The following is a 23,860-nucleotide window of genomic DNA, read 5'->3' on the forward strand; positions in this document are numbered from 1 at the left end:
TTACGGGCTCCTGTAGGCGCCGAAGGTCGGGGCTTCGCCGGCCACGTAGGCTTGACCGGCGAGGTCGCGGGTTGCGCCGAGCGGGATGCCGGCGCGGGCGGGGGGCTTGGTCAGCGCGAGGCCGCCCGAGAGTGGGGCGGCCGGGTCGCGGAAGGCGGGGGTGCCGGTCAGGTCGGGGCCTTGGCCGTGCAGCGGCAGGCTCGCCCCGTCGCTGGTGGTCGTGGCGGCCCAGCGATAGAGCGGCGCGCCGACGCGGCTGCCGATGAAGTTCGGCCCGATGGCGTTCCCGTTGTCGGCGGTGGTCGCCTCGACCGCGATGGCTGCGATGCCGGGCCGGGTGGCGAAGGCGATGTTGTTCAGCACCCGGTTGCCCGCGGTGCGGTCGACCGACTTGGTGTAGTCCGAGGCCAGCACGATCTCGCCGCGGTAGACGTGCTTGCCGCCGGAATCGCGCATGTTGCCGGTGACGGTGTTGTTCACCACCGTGTTCGAGCCGGCGTCGAACAGGTTGATGCCGGCACCGTCGTTGTCGGTCGCGACGTTGAACGCGACGGTATTGCCGTCGCACCATTGGTCGATCTGGATGCCGTTGCCGTCCTGGCCGGTGGTTTCCTTCTGGCCGGTGACGATGTTGTACCGGATGGTATTGCGGTCGCCCGCGTCCTGGGCTGCATCCTTGGCGTAGACGTGGATGCCGGAGGTGCCCGACATGCCGACGCCGTTGCCCGAGACCCGGTTGCCCTCGACCACGTAGCCGGAGCCGTTGATCTCCATCCCGTGGATGCCGTTGCCGGTCACCGTGTTGGCCAGGATGTAGCTCGGATCCTCCGGCGGCACGTTGATCACGTCGATGGCGACGCCATGGGTCTTGTTGTCGGAGAGCGTGTTGCCGGTGATGCGGTGGCCGGCCCCGGCGCCGTCGCCGATCCAGATGCCGAGACCGGATCTCGAAACCGTGGAGTCCGCCACCGTCACGTGGTGCGAGCCGCGGCGGATGATGAAGCCGGAATTGACCGCGCCCTGCACGGTCAGGCCGGTCACCGTGACGTAGGCGGCGTTCTCGAACACCACCGAGTTCGACAGGACCGGCCTGGTCCCGGCGACGGCCGCCACGGTGACCGGTGCCTCGGCGCTGCCGCGGGCGCCGATCACCGCCACGTCGCCGTAGCTGCCGCCGCGGATCAGCACGCTCGATCCGGGCCCGAGGCTCGCGAACGGGACGTCTGCGAGCCGGGCCACCGTGCGGTAGTTTTCCATCGCGCCGCCTGCGGGATCGACCAGGATGCGCTGCTGTGATTGCGCATCGGCCGCGCCGCAGGCGGCAAGCGCCGGTAGCAGCAGGGCGGCGAAAAGGTTCTGAGCGTGCATCCGGGAGCCGCTCACGCCGCCAGCGCCCGGGCGATGGCGAGGCGCTTCTGGCGCTGGAACAGGCGGCGCCAGACCGTGCGGCCGGCCTCGGGACTGATCCGAGTGAGGACACGTGCCGCCATCTGCCAGCCGGGCAGCAGCGCCGTGGGCATCGCCAGGTCGGCGACGCGGTGGCGCGGGGCGGCGGCCAGCGGCGGCGGGCCGACGAGGCCGAGCCGGGTGAGATCGGGCGCGAGGTCCGGGCGCTTCCGGTACCACAGCACCAGCGCCGCCCCCTCGCGCTCGGCGATGCGCAGGTAGGCCGTCTCGTCCAGGAGGTGGTGGTGATAGGCCAGCGCCTCCGGCTCATAGAACAGGTGCATGCCGCGCCGGGCCAGCCGCTCGCCGAGTTCGATGTCCTCATGCCAGGTCAGGCGCGGATCGAAGCCGCCCGCCTCTTCGAGCAGGCGGCGATCGACGCTGACGTTGCAGGTCAGGAAGGCGTCCCAGCCCACTTCCACCCGGCCCGCGAGCGCGTCGTACGACGCGTCGTGGTGCAGGGCGGAGAACGGCGAGAACGGCAGAGCCGGGTCGATGGTCATGCGCCCGAGGATCGCGGTCTCGCGTCCGCCCCGCCTGGCATGGGCGGCGAGATGCGCATCGACGAGGCTGGGGGCCGGGATCGTGTCGTCGTTGACGATCAGGAGCCGCGCGCCCCGGGCCGACGCGATCGCCCGGTTCCTGGCCGCGTTGGCGCCGGCATTCTCCTGGCGCAGGTGCACGACCGGTATGCGGCCGGTGGCGACCGCGTGGCTGATCACCGTGCCGGTGGCGTCGGCGGAGCCGTCGTCGCAGACGACGATCTCGAACGGCCGGTCGGTCGTCTGTCGGTCGAAGGCCCGCAGGCACAGGCGCAGCGTGTCGGCGCGGTTGTAGGTCGGGATGATGACCGAGAGCACGGGGACGTCGCTCATGACGAAGCTTCCGGGATCGAGAGGGGGAGGGGAGCGGCGGTGGAGCGGCCGCGCAGGCACAGCCAAGCCGCCACCGCAGCGGAGAGGACGGCGGCGAAAGGCACCGTGATCGGCGCGAGCGTCGCCGGGCCGGCGGCCCAGGCGAGGGCGGTGACGAGGCCGGGGCCCAGCACAGTCGGGGCATCGCCGGGCGCCAGTGGTGCGCCGGCTTCGCGCCAGAAGGCGTGGGCGACCACCGCCAGCATCGCGACCTCGGCCAGGAGGGCGGCCCAGGCCGCGCCGAGCAGCGGATCCAGGGGGATCAGCACCGCGCAAGCGGCCAGATTCGTGGCGCAGGCGGCCGCACTGCCGCGCACCGCGAAGCCGGTCCGACCGAGGGGAACCAGACCGGCGAACAGCACCGTGGCGGTGATCAGCAGGGCGCTCATCGCGGCTGCGATGCGCAGGACCGGCGCGGCCGCAGCGAAATCCGGCCCGAAGATCACACGCACCAGAGGATCGGCGACCGCGCAGGCCGCCACGGTTCCGGCCACCGCGGCCGCCAGGATCACGATCAGTGCGGGGCGCACGCTGGCGCGCAGCCGATCGGTGCCGGAACGTGTCGGGCCGGCATCGATGGCGCCGACTGCCCGGCCGAACACGGGCACGAGCGGCGCGCACAGGGTGATCGCCACCGCGGCGCCGAGCTCGAAGAACCGGAAGCCCGCGGTGAACTGGCCGAGCTCCGCCGCACCCGCCAGCGCCGCCAGCATGATCAAGCTGATGCGGCCGTTGAGTGAGCCGAGGGCGTTCGAGATCCCGACGCCGGCCGCGGCCCGGATCGTCGCCCAGCCCTGCGACAGGGAAGCGGGACGCAGAGGCAGAAGCTTGGCGGCCAGGATCAGCCCGACCACGCCGTAGACGATGCCCGAGGCCACCGCGACGATGCTCAGGGCCGCCTCGGGGAGCTGCAACCAGAGCGCGAGTGCCGTGCCGCCGACCAGGACCACGGCGTTGGCCAGGGACGGCCAGACCGACCAGCCCGGCCTCCCGCAGACCTGGAACAGGGAATCCTGGAAGCGCGCGGCCGCGAGCGGCATCAGCACGGCGGCGAGGGCCAGCGCCGGCCGGATCTCCCCGGGCAGCAGCGGCAGGGCGCCGAGCAGCAGCAATCCGGTGCCGCCGCCGAGGAGCAGCCGGGCCGATATCATGCGGCCGAATTCCGCCGCCCGCATCTCCGGCGCGCCGGCGCCGAGGCGTGACCCGAAGGTCAGCGTGGTACCAAAATCGGCCGCGATGAGCGCCACCGCCAGCACCGCGAGGGCCAGGCCGTAGCGGCCGAGCGCCGCCGGGCCGACGCCGTGCCCGACCATCACGAAGGCGGCGAAGCCGGCGGCCAAGTAAACCCCGCGGCCCGCGGCCTGTCCAAGCAGATTGGCGCCGTACCGCATGCCGCCCGGGCGGCCACGTCCGCGCAATCGATTTACCAAGCGGACCATCTCTCGGTGGAGCCTTACTGAAAACCGCGACCTACGATTGCATCGTGGCAGGGTGCGTATGGCTTGCAACCGTATCTTCAATTTATGGTTGCAGAGATAAAGCGTCTGAGGAAACCGGAGGACTGCGTATGTCCGAGCGCGCAGAGACTGACGCCGCCCGAGGGATCCCCCTCGCGGGCGCATCGAAATTCGCAGACGGGCGGCGACAATGCTGGGCACAGATGCGCATTGCGCTCGCGGCCGACCGTGCCCACTGGCATCGCCGGGGCCACGGTTCGGCGCGACTGTACCGAGGCTATCACGCGGTCTGGCTCTATCGGCTCTCGCGCTACAGCCACGAGCGCGGCTGGCGCATGGCGGCCTGGCTGCTGTGGCTGTTCAACGGCTGGTGGACCGGCTCCGATATCCCCCCCTCGAGCCGGATCGCCGGGGGATTGTTCCTCCCGTATCCGTTCGGCGCGGTCATCGCGGGCGCCGTCGGGCGTGACGCGGCCTTCGGCGTGCAGGCCTCGATCGGCGGCCTGTTGAAGGAGCCCGATCAGGATATCGGCGGGGGCCCCGGCCTGCCGCTGCTGGGCGACGGCGTGGTGCTGGAGGCCGGCGCGATCGTGCTCGGTGCGGTGCGGATCGGCGATCGGGCCCGGCTCGGCCCCCGCACCACCATCCTCAAGGACGTCGAGCCCGGCGAGACGGTGATGCCCCAGCCCTGGCGTGCCCTCCCGGGCCGGGGAGCCGCGGCATGACCGGCGCCGTCGTGAACACCGATCCGCACGGTCCGACCGGCTACGCGGAGGTGCGCCGGCTGCTCTCGGCCGACTTCGCCCGCGTCCTGCGCCAGACCACGGGCGGCAAGCCGACCTCCCGGCTGCGACGCCTGATGCACCTGACGCTCCCCGCCATGCAGGTCGCGATCTTCCACCGCGTGGCGCATCTGCTGCACGGACACGGCTGGCGGCGATGCGCAGCCGCCGTCTCGAACCTGTCGCTGCGGTTGACCGGCGCGAGCCTGCATCCCGGATCGCCGATCGGGCCGGGCCTGTTCGTGCCCCACCCGGCCCGCATCGTTTTCTGCGGCAGCGCGGGGATCGACCTGGTGCTGCTTCCCGGGACGCTCGTAGGGCCGCGGGATTGGGTTTTCCCCGGCGCGCCATTCCCCGCGGACGCGCCGCGCCTCGGGGACAATGCCGTGGTCGGGGCCCACGCGGCCGTCCAGGGTGCCGTCACGGTCGGGGCCGGAGCCACGATCGGGATCGGCGTGTGCAGCCTGCGGGACGTCCCCGCCGGCACCGTCACGATGGTGGCGCAGCGGCAGATCCGCAGCCGCTCCGATGTTCCGGAGGGCGGCGATGCAGTTTAGCGCCCACCCTCCAACGTCGGCCCGCCGGTCAGGCCGGCCCGTGCTCGTGTCGGCGGATGGCTTCCCGGCCTCCCCGGGCGGCGCGCCGGGACGGGAGCTGACGGCGGAGCACACCCTCGTAGGCATCGACGATGCCGCGCCAGCCGAACGCGTCCGCGTGCCGGTCGCGAGAGGCCGCCGACATCGCGTCGAGCCGGCTCGGCGCAGCGCGCACAAGGTTCAGGATGCCCCGGCGCAACTCGGTCTCGTCGCCGAAGAACACGGCGCCGTCGCCCGCCACCCAACGGTTGAACGGATTGTCGTGGGCCAGGATCGGCGAGCCGGCGCCGAGGGCCTCGACCAGGGACGGGTTGGTGCCGCCAACCGTGTGGCCGTGGATGTGGAAGCGGGCGTGGAAACGGAGGGCGGACACCCGGTCGGCCTCGTAGATCGCGCCCGCGAAGATCACGTCCGGCCCGCCCGCGGCCTTCACGGCACGGTGGTAGGAATCCGAGTCCATCAGCTTGCCGAGTACGACGAGGGGCAGGCCGGGGCGGATCTCGCTCCAGGCGCGGACGATCTGGAGCACCAGGTTTTCGGGCACGACCCGGGCGATCAGCAGCCCGTAGTCGCGGGGGCGTACGCCGAACGCGGACAGCGGCGTCGTCGGCGCCTCCAGCACCGGGTCGGCGCCGTACGCGATCGTGGTGATCCGCTTCGCCGCGGTGTTGCGGGCGAGGTGCTTCGCGATCTCCGGATGGTCCGCGACCAGATGCGTGGAGAACAGGCTGCCGAGGCGCTCGTTCAGCCAGAACCACGCCTTTGCGGGCTTCGACCAGCGGTCGCGCTTCCACTCGATCCCGTCCATGTTCATCACGCTGCGCTTGCCCGTGAGGCGGTACAGGATCGAGAACAGGGCCGTGTTGTAGCCGAGCACCAGCGGCAGGGCCGGCCGGAACGCCGCCCGCAGGGTGCATTTGAGGTCAAACACGATCGTGGCGAAGGCGCCGTCGCCCCGCACCGCGACCGGGATCAGCGCAACGCCGCGCCAGACGCTCGGCAGGGTCGGCGTGCTCACCTGGCAATAGACCTCGACCCGCCAGCCCCGCTCGACGAGATCCAGCGCCAGACGCTCGGCCAGAGTCTCGAAGCCTCCATGCGCGGCCGGCACCCCGCGGGTGCCGAGGATCGCCACCGCCGGGCGCCCGTCCGGCCCATCCCAATTCACCACTCCGGCGCGCGTCGCGTCCTCAGAGGAGCCTGAAGTATGGTCACCGTCGAACAGCGCCTGTTCCGGGAGATGGGGGCCGGGGGTTACTCCCGGCAGGACCACCGGATGGAGTACATCGTGCGCGTCAACGCGCTGCTCCGGCCGGATATGCGGGTGATGGAGTTCGGGGCCGGGCGCGGCAAGTGGACCGATGACCCGGTTCCACTGCGCCGGCACCTCGGCGACTTCCGCGGGCGCTGCGCCCACGTCATGGCCTGCGACGTGGACGAGGCGGTCCTCGAGAACAAGTCGGCCGACGAGGTCCGTCTGATCGGCCACGACGGGATCCTTCCATTCCCGGATGGGAGCTTCGACCTGATCTCGGCGTTCTCGGTCCTCGAACATATCGAGCATGCCGATGTCACCGCGGCCGAGCTCGGCCGGGTCCTCGCTCCGGGGGGCTGGCTCTGCGCCTGGACTCCCAACCGCTGGGGCTATGTCGGGGTCGGCGCGCGGCTCATCCCGAAGCGCCTGCACGCACAGGTCCTGCGCTGGGTCGAGCCGCGGCGGGTCGAGATCGACTCGTTCGTGCCGCTCTACACGATGAACACGGAGGCGGCGCGGAAGCGGCTTTTCCCAACTGATCGGTTCGAGCACTTCACCTACAGTTTTGACGGGCAGCCGTTCTATCATGGCGAGAACATCGTCCTGGGCAAGTTCTGGGAGCTGCTGTTCCGGCTCACGCCGGGTCCGTTGAAAGGCTACCACATGGTTTTCATCCGCAAGAAGCCGTGAGCATTTGACGGGATCAAATTCGAAGACTGCGCAGGTGGTTGGAAAACCTGCGCATGTCCTCGGCTTTGCGGGCGAGTTCCGGCTGCCGTTTCAGGCGGCCGGCGAGGCCGTAGGCCAGCGCCCGCAGCGTGAAGCCGAGGCGCAGCGGGGCTACGAAGAAGGCCGGAGAGGACAGGAGCCGGCCGGCGTTGCGCAGGCGGTAGATCCCCGCCAGACCGTCGAGCCAGCGGGCCGAGCGCGTGCCGGCCGAGCCGCCTTGGAGGTGGACGACCGCGATCCCCGGCAGGTAGGCGACCCGCCAGCCGGCATCGCGCAGGCGGCAGCCCCAATCGACGTCCTCGCCGTAGAGGAACAGCGCGCTTTCCAGGCCACCGATCGCCTCGATCGCCTTCCGACGCATCAGGATGAACGCGCCGCAGACCCAGTCCACGTCCAGGGCCTCGCGCCCCCGGGCCTGCCGGCTCGCGAGGTAGAGGCCGCGCAGGCCGAAGCGCCCGGACAGACCGGCGGCATGGACCAGGGTCGAGAGCGGGCGCGGCTCGTAGCCGGCATCGCCGACCTGATGGCGGCCGTCCGGGAAGATCAGGCGCGGACCGACTGCGCCGACATCGGGGTGCGCGTCGAGATGGGTAAGCGTTCCGGCCAGCGCCTCCGGGTCGCGCAGGAACGCGTCGGGGTTCAGAAGCAGGATCGTGTCGCCCCGCGCCGCAGCCAGCGCGACGGCATTTCCCCCAGCGAAGCCGTGATTGGTCCGCTCTGCGATGAGCCGTACCCACGGGAAGGTACCGGCGATCCGCTCCGGCGTCCCGTCCGACGAGGCGTTGTCGACGACGATCACCTCGTAGGATCGGTCGATCCGGCTGGCCGCCAGCAGGCGCAGGCAGGTCTCGATGTCGGCGCCAGTGTTGTAGGTGACGATCAGGACGCTGAGGCCGATGCCGCTCATTGTCGATCTCTCCGCGCTCTGACGGCTGGGCGGTTATGGGCAGCGGACGGTCTCGGACGGATACCCAACGCGGTCGCGGCTCCTTGCTCCTGCGCCGAGAGGGAGCGCGTCGCGCTGCCGATCTCCGCAGCGGCACGGCGCTGCGCCGCCCGCACGCCCGCGATCAGCCCGAGGCCGGTGTAGAGCAGTTCGGCGATGCCGAGGTTCAGGCGGAAGCCCGGGTCGACGAGCCCGTGCAGCAGGTGGGCGATGAGGCCGACCGCGCAGGCGGCCGCGATGGCCGCCAGCGGATCGCCCACCGGTGCGCGCCACGCCGCCCGGAACCCGCGGAAAATCCCGACCGAAAAGACCAGCGCGAAGGCGGTGTAGCCGACGATCCCGACCTCGGTGAGGATCAGGATGTGCAGGTTGTGCACGACGTGGTTCGAGCGGTCGAACAGGCCGGCGAGGCGGGACAGGCCGGTCTGATCGAGCACCGCGAACTGGTTGCCGAAATTGTTCAGCCCGACGCCGAAGATCGGGAATTGCGCGAACAGCGCCAGGGCGGCCGCGTTGAGCGGTCCACGTTGCGCCGCGGAGCCGCCGTCATCCGCGGTCAGGCGTTCCCAGACCAGCGGCCCGGCATAGATCGCCCCGATCCCGGCCGCGACGACCAGAAGGGCGAACACGATCAGGCTCGCCCGGGTGAACAGCCGGTCCCGGTAGACCAGCAGGATCACCAGGGTCGCCGAGAGCGGATAGGTCAGCCAGGAGGCGCGCGACAGGGTCAGCACCACGCCGACGACGGCCGAACCGGCCCCGGCGGCGCCGACGAGGCGCAGGAGTTTCGGGCCACGAGAGAGGGCTAGCGCCAGTGCCAGCGGCCAAACGAACTCGTAATAGTACCCAAGAATATTCGGGTGGACCTTCAGACCGCCGGCGCGGCGCTGCGCGGAGAAGTTGATGTTCTCCTCGACGATCTGCTCCTCGCCGAGCACGGAAAGGCCGAGTTCGGACCCGGAGACGTATTGTAGCCCCGCCACCGCAGTCTGCACCAGGCACAACGCGCAGATCGCCAGCGCGAGGGTGCGGATATCGGCGCCGGACAGGTTCGAGACGGCCACCGAGACGAGGAGCAGTCCGAGGAACCGCCACGCATCGAACCACAGGTAGGCGGTGTCGGTGGCGTTGGCCAGCGAGAGCAGGCCGGCGGTCAGGAAGGCGAGCTGCGTGAGCACGAGCGGCCGGTCGAGGCGCAGCCCCGAGACCCGCTCCCCGATGCCTGTGACCTTCGAGAGGATCAGCGTCAGCGCCACCAGGAGCGCCACGCTCACGGTCAGTCCGGCACCGCCGCCGATGCTCGGCAGGTATTGGCCGACGGCTTCGAAATGCTGGAAGAAGCTGACATCCAGCTTCACGGTCAGCCCGACCGCGAGGGCGACCAGCAGCAGGGGCGTCAGGCGGTAGCGCTGCCCGGCGATCAGGGCGCCGACCCCGCCGAAGGCCGCGGCCAACCCGACCACGGCGAACTTCAGCGGTGCAGCGCTCAGCGCCACGGCACCGGCCGCCGCCGCGAGGCCGAGGCCGGCCACCGGCAGTGCGCGGAGTGCGCGAACCGGGGCGCCGCTCATCCGAGCCACCGGTACAGCCATTTCGGGATCGGCCGCCGGGTCCCGTTGAGGACGATGCCGAGCGGTGCGCCGCCCGCGGCCTTGAGGTCGGCAAGCGCCCGCTGGGCCACGGCCCGGCGCGTCCGCTCGGCGCCGATCACCACGACGAACCCATCCACGAAGGGCGAGAGCGCCGCCGCGTCGCCGATCTCGGTGATCGGTTCGCAATCCAGGATGGCGAGGTCGAAGCGGTCGTCGACCAGTGCCAGGAAGTCCTCGACGCGGCCGTCGTCAAGGGTCGCCTTCCGGATCGCCCCGGCGCTGCCGGCCGGCACGACGCTCAGGCCGTCGGCGACCGGGTGGACCCCGAGGCTCGGCGCCACGTCCCCGGCGACGATATCGGCGAAGCCTGGCCGGCCCTCGAGCCCGTAAGCCGCGGCCAGGGACGGCCGGGACCAGTTGGTCTCGATCAATGCGGCGGTGCGGCCGCGGCGGGCATAGGCGCCGGCGAGTTCGCGCGCGAGCGTGCTCACCCCCTCGCCGGGTTGGACCGCGGTGATCCCGACCCGTCGCAGCCGGGTCTCGTAACGGCTGAGCTGGACCAGGGCCGGCTCGAGCACGGCGGGGTCGATCATCGGGGCGTAGGCGGCGATCATGCGGCGGCTCCACCGAAGCGCGGCCGCCGCTCGGCGCCGGAGCGCAGCGGGACGGCGGCAAGGACAGGCACGCGCAGGGAGCGGGCGACCTCGGCGGCGCTGCGGTAGGTCTGGGCGAGGATCTCCGCCAGCGCGACGTAGGCCAGGGCGGCGAGCAGCCCGAGCCCGGCCGCGAGGCCGAGGATCAGCGGCCGGTTCGGGCCGGAGGGCAGCCGCGGCGGCACGGCACGCGCCACCAACGCGGAGGAGGTCACGGATTGCGCGTCGAGCCCGGTGCCCGTGCGCAGCGCGTCGATCCGCTTCTGGGTGTCGGTGATCTCGTCGCTGAGCAGGGACTTCTGCTGCGCGAGCCGGCCGTAGGCCAGAGCCGCGTCGCTCTGGCCGATGGCGGCTTTGCGGCGGCTCGCTTCGATCCCCGTGATGGTCTGGATCTTCTCCGCGAGCACCGCGAGCCGCGCCGTGTCGGCGGCGATCAGCGCCTGGTACTTCTGCCGCGTCAGGGCAATGAGGTCCCGGTCGAGGCTGATGAATTCGGGTGCGGTCGGCCTGAACCGGACGGCGATCTCCGCCCGCTTGGTCCTGAGATCGGCCCAGCGCGTGTCGAAGGCCGCCACCGTCGGGTCGGCGTCGGGCGGCGTCGGCTGCCAGCGGTCGGGGCCGGTCTCGCGGGTGCGCTTGAGCCGGGACTCGACGCCTTCGCGCTCGATCTGGGCGGCCGACTTCTGCCTGGCGAGGTCGGAGAGCGTGCCGAGGTCGTTCTGCTGCTCGATCTCGAAGCTGGCGGTGTTGTTGCCCTTCAGGGAGGTCGCCAGCTGCGCGTCGATGGCGGCGAGGTCGGCGCGCGCCCGCTCCAGTTTGCCCTGGTAGAACGTGGCCGGCGTCTCGTCGGCGTAGACCTCGACGTGGCGCCGCTTATAGGCATCGAGCAGCCGGTTCAGCGCCTGGGCGGCGAAGTTCGGGTCCGTCCAGGTGAAGCCGGTCAGGATCACGTCCGTTTCCTTGACGAACACGACCTTGAAGGAGGCGAGATAGGCCTCGTAGAGTTTCTCGTCGGGACTGAGGTGGCGCAGCAGGCCCAGCGCCTCGAACGGGACGCGGGCCGTGTCCACGACCCAGGTCTTGACCGCCTTGGCGCCGCGCATGGCGACCCGACCCTGGTAGACCAGCCAATCCATCCAGTCCGCGGGGGGCGGGCCGAGGTCGCCCGTCGGGGTGATCGCCTTCAGCGCCGCGAACTCGTCGCGCACGATGCTCGGGTCCCGCAGGATCTCGACCTCGTTGTTCACGTTCTGCGCACGCTCGGAGAACATGTAGTTCTGGTTGGCGCCGCCCTGGACCGGGGCCGCCGCCTTCTCGCGGCCGAGGCGGATGATCAGCTTGGCGTCGGCGGTGTACTCGGCGGGCGTCAGCAGCAGGTAGATGCCGGCGCCCAGGATCGCGGCGGCCAGGATCAGCAGGGCCGGCCGGATGTGCCGGAACAGGGCCGCCAGGGCGTCGCGGAGATCGAAGGCGGGGCCGTCGACGTCCTCGGGGGCGGCCCGGTCGGGCCGGGACATGTCGGACTTCGTCACGTCCCGGACCTCACGGTGGCGCTGGTGGAGGTGTTGGCGGACGGGCCGGTGATGTAGTTCACGCCGAAGCCGGTGCCGTTGAAGAGCAGGATCTGGCGGACCACGAGGTCGACGGCGCGGGCGGTCTTCGCCAGCAGCGAGGGCGGCACGTAGACCGTGGCGTTCGGGGGCACGATGATCGAGTCGGCCAGCCCAGGCTCGCCGATGTCGACGATGCGGACGCTGCCCGCGGCCCCGCCATCGAACCGGATGATGCGGACGGCATCGCCCGCGGCGGTCGGCAGGATGCCGCCGGCCGAGCCGAGCACCTGCGCCAGCGTGCGGGCACCCTGCAGGGTGACCGGCCCGGGGGCCCGGACCTCGCCGAACACCATCGTGTTGGCCGGCACCAGGCTCGCCAGCCGCACGCTCGTGCTCACCGTGGCGAGCTGGCGGTGATAGGCGGCGGTGAGGTTGCTGGCGACCTCGGCCACGGTCCGGCCGGCGGCCTGGACCGGCGGGACCATCGGCAGGTTGATCTTGCCGTCGGGCTCGATCGCCAGGACCTTCACGCGGCCCATATCGGCCCGCTGGGTGAGATCGCGGAAATCATCGGTCACGGTTCTGAATTTGCGCAGCATGATCGTGACGACCGGGTCGATCAGTACGTCGTCGTAGGTGCTCTTGATCAGCGTGGCGGCGGACTCGGGCGACAGACCGGCGACCTTGATGCCGTTCTTGCCCGGCAACGAGATCCGGCCATCCGGTCGGACGATCACCGTACGGTTGTATTCCGGGTGGGTACGGAAATCGACGTCGAACTCGTCGCTCGGGTTGAGCCGGTAGGTCGGCTGGACTACGCTGGAGTCGATCAGGAACGAGACTTCGAGGTTGTCGCCGACGTTCAACCGGTAATTGGCGAGACCCAGGCGCATGGTGCGCCCGACCTCCTCCTCGGCGGCGGCGACGACAGAGGGCGGCACGGCATCGGCGATCGAGCCGGTCTGGGTCACGTCCGGGCCGGACCGCCCAGCCGAGCGGGGTTTGCCGGAGGACATGCAACCGCTCAACAGCGGTGCGCAAGCGAGCACCGCCAGCGCGGCGGCGCGGCATCGCGGATGATCCGCGACGCGGGATGCCCGGGGGGCGCGCCGGGTCGTCGCGCCGAGGAACGCAGACAGGGAAAACGCCATCGACCTTCAGCCGCACCATGCTCGACTGCGCCCGTCCGATGACAACTCGTGATCGAACCGCGCAGAGCGATACAATCGACGGGTTTGGTTAACGAGGCTTGAAGCTCGCCCCGCTCAACTCTATCAGAAGTTGTGAAAGCCGGCCTGTGGCAAACTGCGGAGCCCGCGCAGGAGGACAGGCCGCGAGAGCTGCGCGCCGGACGCATCGGCTCGTCGTAGGCGGCGCTTGCGTGGTGGCGGTGCCGGCCAACGGAACGACCCTGCTTGCAGATGGATCTTAAGGAACGGTCACGCTCGGATTTCAGGATCCTTGCCGCCCGGGATCGTGCAACGGTCCGTCTTAGGCATGCGGTGACGGCGCGCTGAGCCGGATCCAATCAGATGCGGTGTCCGATCCGAACGCAGTCGGCGCGATGACTGTCGATCGATCTAAAGGTTCGATCGAAAAGTGTATCTCCTAAGTCTCTTGCCCAAGCTTGAGCGATCGGTTAACAATAACTTGATCGAATCGCCTTGGATATTAAGACGAGGCTGGGGCGGCGCGGTCCTGAATGCCGGCATTCACCGGCCCGGAGTCGAGCGCCATGCCCGGCCTGAACCCCGCGCTGTTCGCACGCCTCAGCGACGACCTCGAGGCGTCCTTTCAGGAGGACCTGGAGGAGGCGGTGGTCGATCCGGCGCGCTGGCCCGATCTGATCGAGCGCGTGTCGCTGGCGTCCGGGAGCGAGGGCGCGCTGCTCCTGCGCACCGACCGGACGGCCCTGGATGCGCTCACCACGGCCTCGCTCGCCGAATCCTCGAAGCGCTACTTCGAGGAGGGCTGGCATCGGGAGGATCACCGCTTCCGCGGCATGCCGATGATCCGCGCCCGCGGCATCGCGGTCGATCAGGACTTCACCACCCCCGAAGAGATCCAGCGGCTGCCGTTCTATCAGGATCTGCTGGCCTCCAGCGGGCTGCGCTGGTTCGCCGGGATCGGCTTCGAGGTGAAGGGCCGGCTCTGGTGTTTGGCCCTGCAGCGGACGGTGGCGCAGGGCCTGTACGAGCCGCACGAGCAGGCGCGCCTGGCTACCCTGTCGCCGCTGCTCCGGCGCGCGGGCCTCCTCACCGCGATGGTCGAGAAGGCGCGTTTGGCCGGCCTGACGCAGGCCTTCGACATCATCGAGCGAGCGGCCATGATCCTCGATTCCGAGGGGCGGGCCGTGCACTGGAACACGGCGTTCGGGGCACTCCTCGGCCGCGACCTGAGGCTCGCAGGTGGGCGCCTGGCCGTCGAGGAAGGTGAGGCGGCACGCCAGTTGGAGGCGCTGTCGCGGCCGTCCGGGCGGGCGCCGATCTCCGCGATCGTGGTGTCCCGCCGGGACGCTTCGCCGATCGTGCTCCACGTGGTCCCGCTGGTCGGTCCGAGCCGCGGCCTGTTCGCGGGCGGGAGCACGCTGCTGATGGCCAGCATTCCCGGGACCATGACGGCGCCCGCCGCCTTCGTTCTTCAATCCGCCTACCGGTTGACCCCCGCGGAGGCGCGCCTCGCTCAAGCCTTGTCCGATGGGATTCCCCTGGCGGAGGCGGCGAGCCGCTTCGCGATCACCGCCGCCACCGCGCGCTCGCAGCTGAAGGCGATCTTCGCCAAGACCGGCGTGACCCGGCAATCGGATCTGCTCCGGCTCGTGATGGGCTTGGCGCGGTAGTTCGCCGTCTGACGGGTTGCGGAACGGGTCGCCTCGCGAGGCCGTTTCAACCAACACGACAGGAGACAACACCATGACGTATCGGATCGCACTGGCCTCCGCGCTGACGATCGGAGCTCTCGCGATCGGCGCCCCCGCCGAGGCGAAGGGGTGTCTCAAGGGGGCGGTGGTCGGCGGCGTCGCCGGCCATATGGCCGGGCACGGCAAGATGGGCGCCGCCGCCGGCTGCGCGATCGGTCACCACCGGGCCAACAAGAAGGACAAGCAGGGCTGATCGCATCCCCGCGATTACCGGCGCCCCGCGATGGGGGCGGCGGTGACCTGCACATGCGGCGCGGCCTTGTGAAGCCGGATCCCCAACCGGGGATCCGGCTTCACGCGTTTCGGATGCCAGGGTTGGGCCTGACGGCCCGGCGCCCGATCCGCGGCGCCACCCGACGATGGAGAACCCTTGACCACTGTTTGGAGTTGTTCTAATTAAGAACTGTAGGCGGGTGGCCAGCTACCGGTCCCTGCCGCAAGACATTGCGACGACGGAGAGAGACGATGACCGGTACCGCGAACGCCGCTTGCGAGAGCTGCCGCTTCTTCGACGACCACAAGCTCAACGGCGCCTAGGCTCAGGGCGACGAGGGCCTCTGCCGCTTCAATCCGCCGGTCAGCCAGCCGGCTCCCCAGTCCAAGGGCCTGTGGCCGGTGGTGGCCTCCAAGGATTGGTGCGGCCACTTCACCGCCGAGATGTCCGCCGCCGAGTAATTGGAGCGCGCGGCCCCGCGATCGCGGGGCCGGGTGGGCGTCCATCCCCGCGCCGTCCTGCACCGCGATCCACCCGTGACGACCCGCGCGCGATCACCCGGCCCCACGGGGTGGTCGCGCATTGCCGTTCTGGCTCCGGCAGCCGTATGGTCGGGCCATGAGCCACGCGATCCGCCCTGCGACCCAGGACGACATCCCGGCGATTGCGGCCATCTACGGCGATGCCGTCCGGACCGGCACGGCGAGCTTCGAGCTGGAGCCGCCGGACGCCGTGGAGATGGGGCGCCGTTTCGCCGTCCTGAACGACGGCGGGTTCCCCTACCTCGTGGCTATCAGCGGCGGTGCGGTCTCCGGCTACGCCTATGCCGGTCCCTATCACCAGCGCGCGGCCTATCGTTCGACCCTCGAGGATTCGATCTACGTCGCTCGCTCCGCCCGGGGTACCGGCGTCGGACGCGCCTTGCTCGGCGCATTGATCGTCGAAGCCGAACGGATCGGCGGCCGGACGATGGTCGCGGTCATCGCCGAGAGCGACTCTCCCGCCTCCGTGGCGCTCCACGCCGCCTTCGGTTTCACGCCGGTCGGCACCCTCGCGGGCGTGGGCTACAAGCACGATCGCTGGCTCGACGTGACCTTGATGCAGCGACCGCTCGGACCCGGCCGGAGCGCCCCGCCGTCCCGCACCTGACCGGCCGGCTATCGGCACGAAGACTGGTCATCGCGACTCAGCCCAAGACTGCACCGTCATGATGCGGACAACTTCGCGCGAGAGACGGCGGGCAGGACGCGCAAGCCGCCCGGTGCTCGGCCCGGCGAGAGCGCGATGACGCGAGCGCGGGGGCCGTCCGCAAAGTGGGTGGTCTTGTTCCTTCGGGGCGCGCGAGGCAGGGGAGTTCGGGTATGATGATGTCTTCGATCGGTCGGCGGGTTGCGCCGCTCGCGGCCCTGGCGCTCGCCGCGCTCGGGTCGCCCGCGCATGCCGCGACACCGGCTGACCCCAGCGGCACCTACATCACCGAGGATGGCCGCGCCCGCGTCCGCCTCGAAAAGTGCGGCACCGCCAACGACCGGCTGTGCGGTTACGTGGTCTGGCTGAAGGTCCCGCTCAACGACAAGGGCGAGCCCCGGATCGACTTCAAGAACCCGGATCCGAAGAAGCAGGCGCGCCCCTCGCTCGGCCACCAGCTGATCCTGGGCCTGAAGCCGAACGCCGACGCCCATTACGAGGGCAAGATCTACAATTCCGAGGACGGCAAGTCCTACGACGTCACCATCTGGACCGACGCGCCGAACGAGTTGACGGTTCGGGGCTGCCTGATCGCCTTCCTGTGTAAGTCGCAGACCTGGAACAAGGTCGTCGACCTTCTGCCCGGCCAGCTTGCCGGCGCGACCAACACGCCGAACGGCCCGCGCAGCGACCCGGAATTCGCCACGACCTCGCCTCGGCCCGCCGCCAAGGCAGGCGCTAAGCCGTCGGCCAAGCCCGCCGCGGCCGACGCTCCGGCCCCGCAATGAGCGAGGAGGAGCATCGTCGCGGTTTAGAGACGGGCGACCGTCCGACGGCACGATGCTCCGGCGGCGCTCAATCGTCGAGCGCCGCGTAGGTCAGGACCCGCAGCTCTCGCCGGATCGGCAGTGCCGAGGACGGTACGAGCTGCGTCATGAGCACGACCGAGAGAGCCTCGGCCGGGTCGATCCAGAAGGCCGTCGAGGCCAGGCCGCCCCAGGCGACCTCGCCGGGCGTGCCGAGGATCTGGGCTCGGGCCGGGTCGAGCATCACGGAGAAGCCCAGGCCGAACCCGATCCCCGAGTAGGAGGTCTCGGCGAAGCGCGGCGTGCCCATGGCCGCCAGATCCCCCGTGAGATGGTTCGCAAGCATCAGCGCGACGCTCTTCCGGCCGAGCAGGCGGTTCCCGTCGAGGGTGCCCCGGTTGAGGATCATGCGGCAGAAGCGCTGATAGTCCGATGCGGTCGAGACGAGTCCGCCGCCGCCGGACGCGATGGCCGGGACTCTCGCGAAGCTGGTCTCCACGGAATCGTCGAACAGCCTGAGTTGGCGCGCGCGGTCATACGCGTAGGTCGCGCAGAAGCGCGGCATCAGCTCGGGCCGGACGTGGAAATCCGTGTCGACCATGCCGAGCGGGCGGATCACCTCATCGCGCAGATAGTCCGCGAACGGTCGGCCGGTGAGGGCGGCGACGTACTGGCCGAGCACATCGGTGGCGACGCTGTAGTTCCAGGCGCTGCCCGGCTGGGCGAGCAGCGGCATCCGGGCGACCCGGGCGGTCATGTCGGCGAGGCTGCCTTCCGGCGCCAGGAAATCGACCCCGTGCTCACGATACTGCGCGTCGACGAGGGTCGCCTCCATGAAGCCGTAGGTCAGGCCCGCCGTGTGGGTGAGGAGATCGCGCACGGTGATCGGACGACGCGCCGGCTCGGTCTCCAGCTTCGCCCGGTTGCCGCCCACGGCCACGCGCATCTCGGCGAAGTCCGGCAGCACCCGGGCGACCGGATCGTCGAGCTGGAACAGGCCCTGCTCGTAGAGCTGCATCACCGCCACCGAGGTGAGCGGCTTGGTCATCGAGTAGATCCGCGTCACCGTATCGAGGGTGAACGGCGTTCCGCGGGCGAGGTCGGCTTGTCCGCAGGCGCGGGCGAAGGCGATGCGGCCCCGCCGTGCCACGGTGACCGACAGGCCGGCGAGCCGACCCTCCGCCACGAGCCGGTCCATCCACGGCGCGATTCGGGCGAGCCCCACCGGGCTGAGCCCTGCGCCCTTCGGGTCGATCTCGGTCAGCGCGCTCATGTCGTCTCCTCGGGCCGGTGCGGCTCGACCAGGAGGATAAAGCGCGGCTCCAGCGAGATCACCAGCCCATCGTGCCCGGGCCGCCCTTGAACGGGCCGACGATGCCGGGGGTGATCCAGCCGCCGTAGAAGGTTCCGGGCTGCGGCGTGACCCGAGCAGCGCCGACGAAGCAGGCATCCATCGGCAAGGCGTAGAACGCGACGTAGCCGGCGATCGCGTCGAAACCCGCCGTCGGATCGGGGTAGGACCACGCGGCGCTGGGCGCGAGACGGTCGCCGCCATGCACGTCGAACAGCACGGCTTGGCCCTTCCACTCGCAGATGCCGCCGCGGCGCGGCCCCGAGAGAGCGCCGGCCAGCACGTCGCCGGGCGGCAGGTAGTAGGTTGGAGGATGGGACGTCTCCAGCACCCGGTAGCCGGCGTCCGTCTGCGCGATCTCCATCCCGCCGAGCACCACCCGGAGCGTCTCCGTCACGCGCTCCAGCCGGGGCGGCCGCGGGTAATCCCAGACGCTCTGCTGGCCGGGCTGGATCGGATCGGGAACGGGGCGTGCGAGCGGGCGTGCCATGACGCCCCTGGCGTATATCGTATCCACATTGAACGCTAGGTTGAAGCTTCTCACCGTTCCGCGAACAGCCGCCTCGTGCTAGCCCGGGGCCGACATTCACGGCCCGGGACCGACCGCGATGGACATCGCTCTCTTCCTCGACTTCGACGGCACCCTCGCGGAGATCGCCCCGCGGCCGGACGCGGTGCAGGTCGAGCCCGGACTGGTCGAGGCCCTGGAGCGGCTGCGCGACCGGCTCGGCGGGGCGCTCGCGATCGTCACCGGCCGGCCGGTCTCGGTGATCGACGGCTTCCTGGCACCCTCGCGCCTCGATGCGGCCGGGCTTCACGGCGTCGAGCATCGGGTAGGCGGAGCGTTGTCGGGGGGGCAGGCGGAGGACCATCCGGAGCTGCGCCGTCAGGTCGAGCGCCTTCGTGCGGAGAGCCAGGCGCTCGCCGACGTCCTGATCGAGGACAAGGGCGCCTCGGTGGCGGTGCATTGGCGGCTGGCGAGCGCGGACGATGCCGGTCGGGCCGAGGCGCTGGTCAAGGACGCGGCCGCGTCGCTCGGGGGCGCCTACCGGCTCCAGCTCGGCAAGGCGGTGGGCGAGATCGTGCCGGCCCACGCCACCAAGGCCCATGCGATCCGCGCCTTCATGGAGCGATCCCCCTACGCGGGTCGCCGCCCGGTGTTCTTCGGCGACGACCGGACCGACGAGATCGCCTTCGCGTCCGTGAACGCGGATGGCGGCATCGCGGTCCGGGTCGGCGACGGCGACACCGTGGCCACCCGGCGCCTGCCCGACCCGGCCGCCGTCCGCGCCCTGCTGCGGGACTGGGCCGCGGGCGGCCGCATCGATCCCGAGGCCCTGCCGCCGGCCTGAACCCGCCCTATCATTCGCGGCGCGGCGGCAGGCACGCTGTCTGCCTCGCGGTGAGCCCGCCCAGGAAAAGGCTACGCGTCGATGTTCGAATTCCCGGTTCTCATCGGTGACATCGGGGGCACCAACGCCCGTTTCGGCCTGATCGCCGAGAAGGGTGCCGCGCCCCAGCTCCTCTCCCACGAAGCCACCGCCGAGCATCCCGATCCGTCCCACGCCATCAAGGCGGCGCTGGCCAAGAGCGGCGACGCTCTGCCGCCCCCGCGCTCGACCATCCTGGCGATGGGCGGACGGGTCGACGGGCCGGAGCCGCAGCTCACCAACGCGCACTGGCGGATCGGCGGCGAGCGCATAGCGAAGGATTTCGGGCTCTCCTCGGCGGTGGTGGTGAACGATTACGTGCCGGTCGCGGCCGGCGCGGCCGATATCGAGCCGCACGATCTCACGCCGGTCGGGCCCTGTCCGGCCGTGCCGGGCGGCGCCCGCGTCGTGCTCGGACCCGGCACCGGCTTCGGGGCGGCGGCCCTAGTGCCCTACGCCGCTCATCTGGCGATCGTCTCCACCGAGGCCGGGCATACCGATATCGGCCCGGCGGACGAGTTCGAGGAGAAGGTCTGGCACGCGTTGGAGCGCGTCGAGGGACGCGTGACCGTCGAGGCGGTGCTGTCAGGCCCGGGCTTGGCGCGGCTGCACGCGGCGGTGGCGCATGTCCGCACCGGCCGGCCGCACGACAAGATCGATCCGGCGGCGGTGACCGAGGCCGGGCTGAACGCCTCGGACCCGCACGCCGCCGAGGCGCTGGAGCTGTTCGGCCGTCTGCTCGGCCGCGTCTGCGGCGACCTCGCCCTGACCTTCCTGGCCACCAGCGGCGTTTATATCGGCGGCGGCATCGCCCCCCGCATCGTCAAGGTTCTGGAGGAGAGCGGGTTTCGCGACGCGTTCGAGCGCAAGGCGCCCTTCGCCGCGATGATGCGCCAGATCCCGACCAGCGTCATCACGGTCCAGGATCCCGCCTTCCGGGGCCTGGCGGCCCTCGCCAATGAGGGAAGGCGTTTCGTCTACCACGGGCAGGTGTGGTGGAAGGAGGGTTGATCAAGCCCCGTCAGGCAGCCCTCCAGGCCACCTGACGGTCTTCGATGCTCAAGCCGCCGCGAGCGGCTTCGAGACGTCCTCCAGGGACTTGCCCTCCGCAGCCGTTCCCCAGACGCCGCCGACGATCGCGGCGATCAGCATGAGCGCGGCGCCGAGCCCGTAGCCGAACAGCACCCAGTCGCGGGAGCCGGTCTCGACCAGGCTGCCGAACAGGAGCGGGCCTGAGACGCCGCCGATGCCGGTGCCGACCGCGTAGAAGGCCGCGATGGCCAGTGCCCGGATCTCCAGCGGGAAGGTCTCGGAGACGGTCAGGTAGGCCGAGCTCGCCGCCGCCGAGGCGAAGAAGAACACGACCATCCAGGCCGCGGTCTGCCCCACCGGACCGACCACGTCGAGCCGGAACAGCAAGCCCACGGCCACGAGCAGCACCGCCGAGATGCCGTAGGTGAACGCGATCATCTGGCGCCGGCCGATCGTGTCGAACAGCCGCCCGAGGAGCAGCGGGCCGAGGAACGAGCCGAGCGCGAACGGCAGCAGGTACCAGCCGACGCTGTTGCCCGGCACATCGTAGAATCGCTCCAGCACCAGCGCGTAAGTGAAGAACAGCGCGTTGTAGAAGAACGCCTGCGCGACCATCAGGGCGAGGCCGACCATCGTGGCCAGCCGGTTCGTCACGAACAGGGCCCGGAACACCTCCGACAGGGGGGTGTGGTCCCGGGTCCGGACCTTCATGCGCTTGCTCTCGTCCACCGGCGGCAGGGTGACGCCCTCGTCGGTGAAGCGCTTCTCGATACCGGTGACGACCCGGTCGGCCTCTGCGGCGTAGCCGTGGGTGGCGAGCCAGCGCGGGCTCTCGGGGATCCAGGTGCGCAGCAGCAGGATCACGAGGCCGATGGCGCCGCCGGTGAAGAACGCCACGCGCCAGCCCCAGGCCGGATCGATCACCTCGGGCCGCAGCAGCACGATCGACATGAACGAGCCGAGCGCGGCGCCGATCCAGAACGAGCCGTTGATGACCAGGTTGGTCCAGCCGCGGACCCGGGCCGGGACCAGCTCCTGGATGGTCGAATTGATCGCCGTGTACTCGCCGCCGATGCCCGCACCGGTGAAGAAGCGGAAGACGCAGAAGCTGGCGACGTTCCAGGACAGGCCCGTGGCCGCGGTGGCGACCAGGTAGAGGGCCAGGGTGATGAAAAACAGCTTCTTGCGGCCGATCCGGTCGGTCAGCCAGCCGAAGCCGAGCGCACCGGTCACGGCGCCGACGAGGTAGCAGGAGGCTGCCAGGCCGACGTCGAACTCCGAGAACGACATCGGCGGCTGGCGCAGGGCGCCCACCAGGGATCCGGCCAGCGTCACCTCGAGCCCGTCCAGGACCCAGGTGATGCCGAGCGCCACGATGACGAGCACGTGGAAGCGACCCCACGGCAGCCGGTCCAGGCGCGCGGAGATATCGGTGTCGATGACGCGTCCGATCTCCGCGCGCTCGGGTGTCCCGGCACCCCCCTCAACCTTGCTCGCCATGCTCGCGCATCCTCCCGACGGGTTCGTTTACCGTGCCTCAAGACCGGGTGTTTACCGCGACTCGACGCAGGTGTTGGGAACAGGTTGGGAATCGATTCGGTTCGATCCCGTCTTCACGCGTGATGGGCACAGGTGACGTGTCCACGCGGGTTCCCTGTCATGTTCGCTCCGTCACCTCGTTCCGGGCCCTTGCGCCGGTCCCGTTACGGCCTGCTTGCCGCCGTGACGGTGGCCGGGCTCGCCACCGTGCCCACGGAGGGCGCCGACGGCCATCTCGACAGGCCGAAACCGCGGATCGAGATGGCGGCGGCCGAGCGGTGGCGGTTGCGGCCCACCGAGGTTGCAGTGCCGATCACCACCGGCAGCCTGCGCAAGCGCATCGCGACCGCGATCCCCGAGGACCGCCGCAGCGTCCGCCTGGTCTACCCGGCGCTGATCGAGGCCCGCTGACGGCGGGGTGCCGCCGGGCTTGGCGATCGCGCTCCGGGCAGGCACAGCGGCTGCATCGCCCGGATCGGGCATGAGCCGAAATGTCGACGGAGGTCTGGGATGGCGGAGGTTGTCGCGCTGGTCGGCTGCAAGGGGCCCGACCAGGAGGCGGAGTACCTGCAGATCCTGTCGGCCGCGATGCCGGGTGAGCGGCTGATTCCGTTCCGGCTGATGGCGGAGGCCGAGCGTGCGGCCGCGCGGGTCGCCATCGTGGCCAACCCCGATCCCGCGGAGGTCGCCGCCCTGCCGAGCCTGGTCTGGGTGCAGAGCCTGTGGGCCGGCGTGGAGAAGCTCGTCGGCGCCTTCGACCGGCCGCTCCCGATCGTCCGGCTGGTGGATCGCGAGATGGCCCGGGCCATGGCGGAGGCGGTGCTGGCCTGGACTCACTATCTCCAGCGCGACATGCCCACCTACGCGCGCCAGCAGCGCGAGCGGGTCTGGCGGCCGCACCCCTACCGCAAGCCCGCCGACACGGTGGTCGGCCTGCTCGGCCTCGGGGCGCTCGGCACCGCGGCGGCCGGGCGGCTCACCGGCGCGGGGTTCCCCGTCACCGGTTGGAGCCGGACGCCGAAGACCGTCCCGGGCATCGCCACGTTCCACGGTGGGGACGGCCTCGGTGCGATGCTCGGCGGCTGCGACATCCTCGTCTGCCTGATGCCGCTGACGCCGGAGACGCGCGGCCTGGTGAACGCGGCGCGGCTCGCGGCGCTCAAGCCCGGGGCGGCGCTGATCAACTTCGCCCGTGGTCCGATCGTGGTGACCGAGGACCTGATCGCCGCCCTCGATTCCGGTCACCTGTCGCATGCGGTGCTCGACGTGTTCGACACCGAGCCTCTGCCGGCCGGATCCCCGCTCTGGACCCATCCGGGCGTGACCGTGCTGCCGCACATCTCCGGCCCCACCGACATGGACTCGGCGGCCACCACGGTGGCAGCCAACCTGCGGGAATACCGCAGCACCGGTCATCCGCCGCAGGGCGTCGATGCGGGGCGAGGGTACTAATCCGT

Annotated in this window: 23 protein-coding genes and 1 pseudogene; 12 read left to right on the forward strand and 12 right to left on the reverse strand. The window is 70.8% G+C overall.

Annotated features, from left to right (window positions below):
* Genes FV242_RS03640 through FV242_RS03650 form a run of 3 tightly spaced genes read right to left on the reverse strand, consistent with a single transcriptional unit; the run spans position 1 to position 3,700 of the window.
* Complete coding sequence (locus FV242_RS03640; RefSeq protein WP_147937970.1) at positions 1-1,368, reverse strand: right-handed parallel beta-helix repeat-containing protein; 1,368 nt, start codon at positions 1,366-1,368, stop codon at positions 1-3.
* An 11-nt stretch (positions 1,369-1,379) separates the two neighbouring features.
* Positions 1,380-2,321: a glycosyltransferase family 2 protein gene (locus tag FV242_RS03645; RefSeq protein ID WP_147906233.1), complete on the reverse strand. Its 942-nt coding sequence runs from the start codon at positions 2,319-2,321 to the stop codon at positions 1,380-1,382.
* Positions 2,318-3,700 (reverse strand): lipopolysaccharide biosynthesis protein, encoded by a 1,383-nt coding sequence (locus FV242_RS03650; RefSeq protein ID WP_246692585.1) that lies wholly within the window; start codon positions 3,698-3,700, stop codon positions 2,318-2,320. The genes FV242_RS03645 and FV242_RS03650 overlap by 4 nt, the downstream gene beginning before the upstream one ends.
* 320 nt (positions 3,701-4,020) lie before the next feature.
* On the opposite strand from FV242_RS03650, the gene FV242_RS03655 reads away from it, so the two are divergent.
* Together FV242_RS03655 and FV242_RS03660 are read left to right on the forward strand one after the other, a co-directional pair.
* Entirely contained in the window at positions 4,021-4,542 is a 522-nt protein-coding gene (locus FV242_RS03655) for a serine acetyltransferase (protein WP_246692007.1), read from the forward strand.
* Positions 4,539-5,156 carry a serine O-acetyltransferase gene (locus FV242_RS03660; protein WP_147937972.1) on the forward strand — a complete coding sequence of 206 codons (618 nt, stop codon included), beginning with the start codon at positions 4,539-4,541 and terminating at the stop codon, positions 5,154-5,156. Before FV242_RS03655 ends, FV242_RS03660 begins: the two co-directional genes overlap by 4 nt.
* 28 nt (positions 5,157-5,184) lie before the next feature.
* Here the strand turns inward: FV242_RS03660 and FV242_RS03665 are convergent, their stop codons facing one another.
* On the reverse strand, positions 5,185-6,366 hold the full coding sequence (locus FV242_RS03665) for a DUF1972 domain-containing protein (protein WP_246692586.1): 1,182 nt from the start codon (positions 6,364-6,366) through the stop codon (positions 5,185-5,187).
* Positions 6,367-6,402: 36 nt separating this feature from the next.
* Between FV242_RS03665 and FV242_RS03670 the strand changes: the two genes are divergently transcribed.
* Positions 6,403-7,140 carry a bifunctional 2-polyprenyl-6-hydroxyphenol methylase/3-demethylubiquinol 3-O-methyltransferase UbiG gene (locus tag FV242_RS03670; RefSeq protein WP_147937973.1) on the forward strand — a complete coding sequence of 246 codons (738 nt, stop codon included), beginning with the start codon at positions 6,403-6,405 and terminating at the stop codon, positions 7,138-7,140.
* A gap of 13 nt (positions 7,141-7,153) precedes the next feature.
* On the opposite strand, the gene FV242_RS03675 is transcribed toward FV242_RS03670, so the two are convergent.
* The 5 genes from FV242_RS03675 to FV242_RS03695 are packed head-to-tail and all read right to left on the reverse strand — an operon-like array spanning position 7,154 to position 12,939.
* Positions 7,154-8,086, reverse strand: coding sequence for a glycosyltransferase family 2 protein (locus FV242_RS03675; protein WP_147906228.1), 933 nt, complete (start codon positions 8,084-8,086; stop codon positions 7,154-7,156).
* Entirely contained in the window at positions 8,083-9,696 is a 1,614-nt protein-coding gene (locus FV242_RS03680) for an O-antigen ligase (protein WP_246692005.1), read from the reverse strand. Before FV242_RS03680 ends, FV242_RS03675 begins: the two co-directional genes overlap by 4 nt.
* Positions 9,693-10,331: a CpsD/CapB family tyrosine-protein kinase gene (locus tag FV242_RS03685; RefSeq protein WP_147906227.1), complete on the reverse strand. Its 639-nt coding sequence runs from the start codon at positions 10,329-10,331 to the stop codon at positions 9,693-9,695. Before FV242_RS03685 ends, FV242_RS03680 begins: the two co-directional genes overlap by 4 nt.
* The gene (locus FV242_RS03690; RefSeq protein WP_246692587.1) at positions 10,328-11,902 is read right to left on the reverse strand and encodes a Wzz/FepE/Etk N-terminal domain-containing protein; all 1,575 of its coding nucleotides are present in this window, start codon (positions 11,900-11,902) and stop codon (positions 10,328-10,330) included. Before FV242_RS03690 ends, FV242_RS03685 begins: the two co-directional genes overlap by 4 nt.
* On the reverse strand, positions 11,899-12,939 hold the full coding sequence (locus FV242_RS03695; RefSeq protein ID WP_246692003.1) for a polysaccharide biosynthesis/export family protein: 1,041 nt from the start codon (positions 12,937-12,939) through the stop codon (positions 11,899-11,901). Before FV242_RS03695 ends, FV242_RS03690 begins: the two co-directional genes overlap by 4 nt.
* Positions 12,940-13,625: 686 nt before the next feature.
* Between FV242_RS03695 and FV242_RS03700 the strand changes: the two genes are divergently transcribed.
* From FV242_RS03700 to FV242_RS03720, 5 genes and pseudogenes are all read left to right on the forward strand, one after another.
* On the forward strand, positions 13,626-14,762 hold the full coding sequence (locus FV242_RS03700) for a helix-turn-helix transcriptional regulator (RefSeq protein ID WP_246692002.1): 1,137 nt from the start codon (positions 13,626-13,628) through the stop codon (positions 14,760-14,762).
* 73 nt (positions 14,763-14,835) lie between these two features.
* On the forward strand, positions 14,836-15,036 hold the full coding sequence (locus FV242_RS03705) for a hypothetical protein (protein WP_147937975.1): 201 nt from the start codon (positions 14,836-14,838) through the stop codon (positions 15,034-15,036).
* Positions 15,037-15,308: 272 nt separating this feature from the next.
* A pseudogene (locus FV242_RS35335) lies at positions 15,309-15,518 on the forward strand (hypothetical protein).
* Between the two features lie 157 nt (positions 15,519-15,675).
* Positions 15,676-16,206, forward strand: a complete 531-nt coding sequence (locus FV242_RS03715; RefSeq protein WP_147937976.1) for a GNAT family N-acetyltransferase — start codon at positions 15,676-15,678, stop codon at positions 16,204-16,206.
* A gap of 212 nt (positions 16,207-16,418) precedes the next feature.
* The gene (locus tag FV242_RS03720; RefSeq protein WP_147937977.1) at positions 16,419-17,033 is read left to right on the forward strand and encodes a DUF2147 domain-containing protein; all 615 of its coding nucleotides are present in this window, start codon (positions 16,419-16,421) and stop codon (positions 17,031-17,033) included.
* Between the two features lie 67 nt (positions 17,034-17,100).
* Here the strand turns inward: FV242_RS03720 and FV242_RS03725 are convergent, their stop codons facing one another.
* Both FV242_RS03725 and FV242_RS03730 read right to left on the reverse strand, forming a co-directional pair.
* Entirely contained in the window at positions 17,101-18,324 is a 1,224-nt protein-coding gene (locus FV242_RS03725; protein WP_147937978.1) for a serine hydrolase, read from the reverse strand.
* A 58-nt stretch (positions 18,325-18,382) separates the two neighbouring features.
* On the reverse strand, positions 18,383-18,892 hold the full coding sequence (locus FV242_RS03730) for a DUF427 domain-containing protein (RefSeq protein ID WP_147906220.1): 510 nt from the start codon (positions 18,890-18,892) through the stop codon (positions 18,383-18,385).
* Positions 18,893-19,010: 118 nt separating this feature from the next.
* Between FV242_RS03730 and otsB the strand changes: the two genes are divergently transcribed.
* Both otsB and FV242_RS03740 read left to right on the forward strand, forming a co-directional pair.
* Positions 19,011-19,754, forward strand: coding sequence for a trehalose-phosphatase (gene otsB, locus FV242_RS03735; protein ID WP_147937979.1), 744 nt, complete (start codon positions 19,011-19,013; stop codon positions 19,752-19,754).
* Between the two features lie 81 nt (positions 19,755-19,835).
* Positions 19,836-20,843 carry a glucokinase gene (locus tag FV242_RS03740; protein ID WP_147937980.1) on the forward strand — a complete coding sequence of 336 codons (1,008 nt, stop codon included), beginning with the start codon at positions 19,836-19,838 and terminating at the stop codon, positions 20,841-20,843.
* A 48-nt stretch (positions 20,844-20,891) separates the two neighbouring features.
* On the opposite strand, the gene FV242_RS03745 is transcribed toward FV242_RS03740, so the two are convergent.
* Positions 20,892-22,364, reverse strand: coding sequence for an MFS transporter (locus tag FV242_RS03745; protein ID WP_147906217.1), 1,473 nt, complete (start codon positions 22,362-22,364; stop codon positions 20,892-20,894).
* 189 nt (positions 22,365-22,553) lie between these two features.
* On the opposite strand from FV242_RS03745, the gene FV242_RS03750 reads away from it, so the two are divergent.
* Together FV242_RS03750 and FV242_RS03755 are read left to right on the forward strand one after the other, a co-directional pair.
* A complete protein-coding gene (locus FV242_RS03750; RefSeq protein ID WP_246692588.1) occupies positions 22,554-22,814 on the forward strand; it encodes a hypothetical protein in 261 nt (86 codons plus the stop codon).
* A 99-nt stretch (positions 22,815-22,913) separates the two neighbouring features.
* Positions 22,914-23,855, forward strand: coding sequence for a glyoxylate/hydroxypyruvate reductase A (locus FV242_RS03755; RefSeq protein WP_147937981.1), 942 nt, complete (start codon positions 22,914-22,916; stop codon positions 23,853-23,855).
* Positions 23,856-23,860 lie beyond the last annotated feature (5 nt).

Source organism: Methylobacterium sp. WL64, from assembly GCF_008039945.1.
In the GTDB taxonomy this organism is placed as follows: domain Bacteria; phylum Pseudomonadota; class Alphaproteobacteria; order Rhizobiales; family Beijerinckiaceae; genus Methylobacterium.

Bases quoted from the DNA above. Each gene is read 5' to 3' on its own strand.
- FV242_RS03685 (WP_147906227.1), bottom strand. From the start codon at position 10,331: ATGATCGCCGCCTACGCCCCGATGATCGACCCCGCCGTGCTCGAGCCG.
- FV242_RS03725 (WP_147937978.1), bottom strand. From the start codon at position 18,324: ATGAGCGCGCTGACCGAGATCGACCCGAAGGGCGCAGGGCTCAGCCCG.
- FV242_RS03655 (WP_246692007.1), top strand. From the start codon at position 4,021: ATGCGCATTGCGCTCGCGGCCGACCGTGCCCACTGGCATCGCCGGGGC.
- FV242_RS03705 (WP_147937975.1), top strand. From the start codon at position 14,836: ATGACGTATCGGATCGCACTGGCCTCCGCGCTGACGATCGGAGCTCTC.
- FV242_RS03745 (WP_147906217.1), bottom strand. From the start codon at position 22,364: ATGGCGAGCAAGGTTGAGGGGGGTGCCGGGACACCCGAGCGCGCGGAG.
- FV242_RS03730 (WP_147906220.1), bottom strand. From the start codon at position 18,892: ATGGCACGCCCGCTCGCACGCCCCGTTCCCGATCCGATCCAGCCCGGC.
- FV242_RS03675 (WP_147906228.1), bottom strand. From the start codon at position 8,086: ATGAGCGGCATCGGCCTCAGCGTCCTGATCGTCACCTACAACACTGGC.
- FV242_RS03670 (WP_147937973.1), top strand. From the start codon at position 6,403: ATGGTCACCGTCGAACAGCGCCTGTTCCGGGAGATGGGGGCCGGGGGT.
- FV242_RS03715 (WP_147937976.1), top strand. From the start codon at position 15,676: ATGAGCCACGCGATCCGCCCTGCGACCCAGGACGACATCCCGGCGATT.
- otsB (WP_147937979.1), top strand. From the start codon at position 19,011: ATGGACATCGCTCTCTTCCTCGACTTCGACGGCACCCTCGCGGAGATC.
- FV242_RS03695 (WP_246692003.1), bottom strand. From the start codon at position 12,939: ATGTCCTCCGGCAAACCCCGCTCGGCTGGGCGGTCCGGCCCGGACGTG.
- FV242_RS03755 (WP_147937981.1), top strand. From the start codon at position 22,914: ATGGCGGAGGTTGTCGCGCTGGTCGGCTGCAAGGGGCCCGACCAGGAG.
- FV242_RS03640 (WP_147937970.1), bottom strand. From the start codon at position 1,368: ATGCACGCTCAGAACCTTTTCGCCGCCCTGCTGCTACCGGCGCTTGCC.
- FV242_RS03680 (WP_246692005.1), bottom strand. From the start codon at position 9,696: ATGAGCGGCGCCCCGGTTCGCGCACTCCGCGCACTGCCGGTGGCCGGC.
- FV242_RS03645 (WP_147906233.1), bottom strand. From the start codon at position 2,321: ATGAGCGACGTCCCCGTGCTCTCGGTCATCATCCCGACCTACAACCGC.
- FV242_RS03700 (WP_246692002.1), top strand. From the start codon at position 13,626: ATGCCGGCATTCACCGGCCCGGAGTCGAGCGCCATGCCCGGCCTGAAC.
- FV242_RS03660 (WP_147937972.1), top strand. From the start codon at position 4,539: ATGACCGGCGCCGTCGTGAACACCGATCCGCACGGTCCGACCGGCTAC.
- FV242_RS03740 (WP_147937980.1), top strand. From the start codon at position 19,836: ATGTTCGAATTCCCGGTTCTCATCGGTGACATCGGGGGCACCAACGCC.
- FV242_RS03720 (WP_147937977.1), top strand. From the start codon at position 16,419: ATGATGATGTCTTCGATCGGTCGGCGGGTTGCGCCGCTCGCGGCCCTG.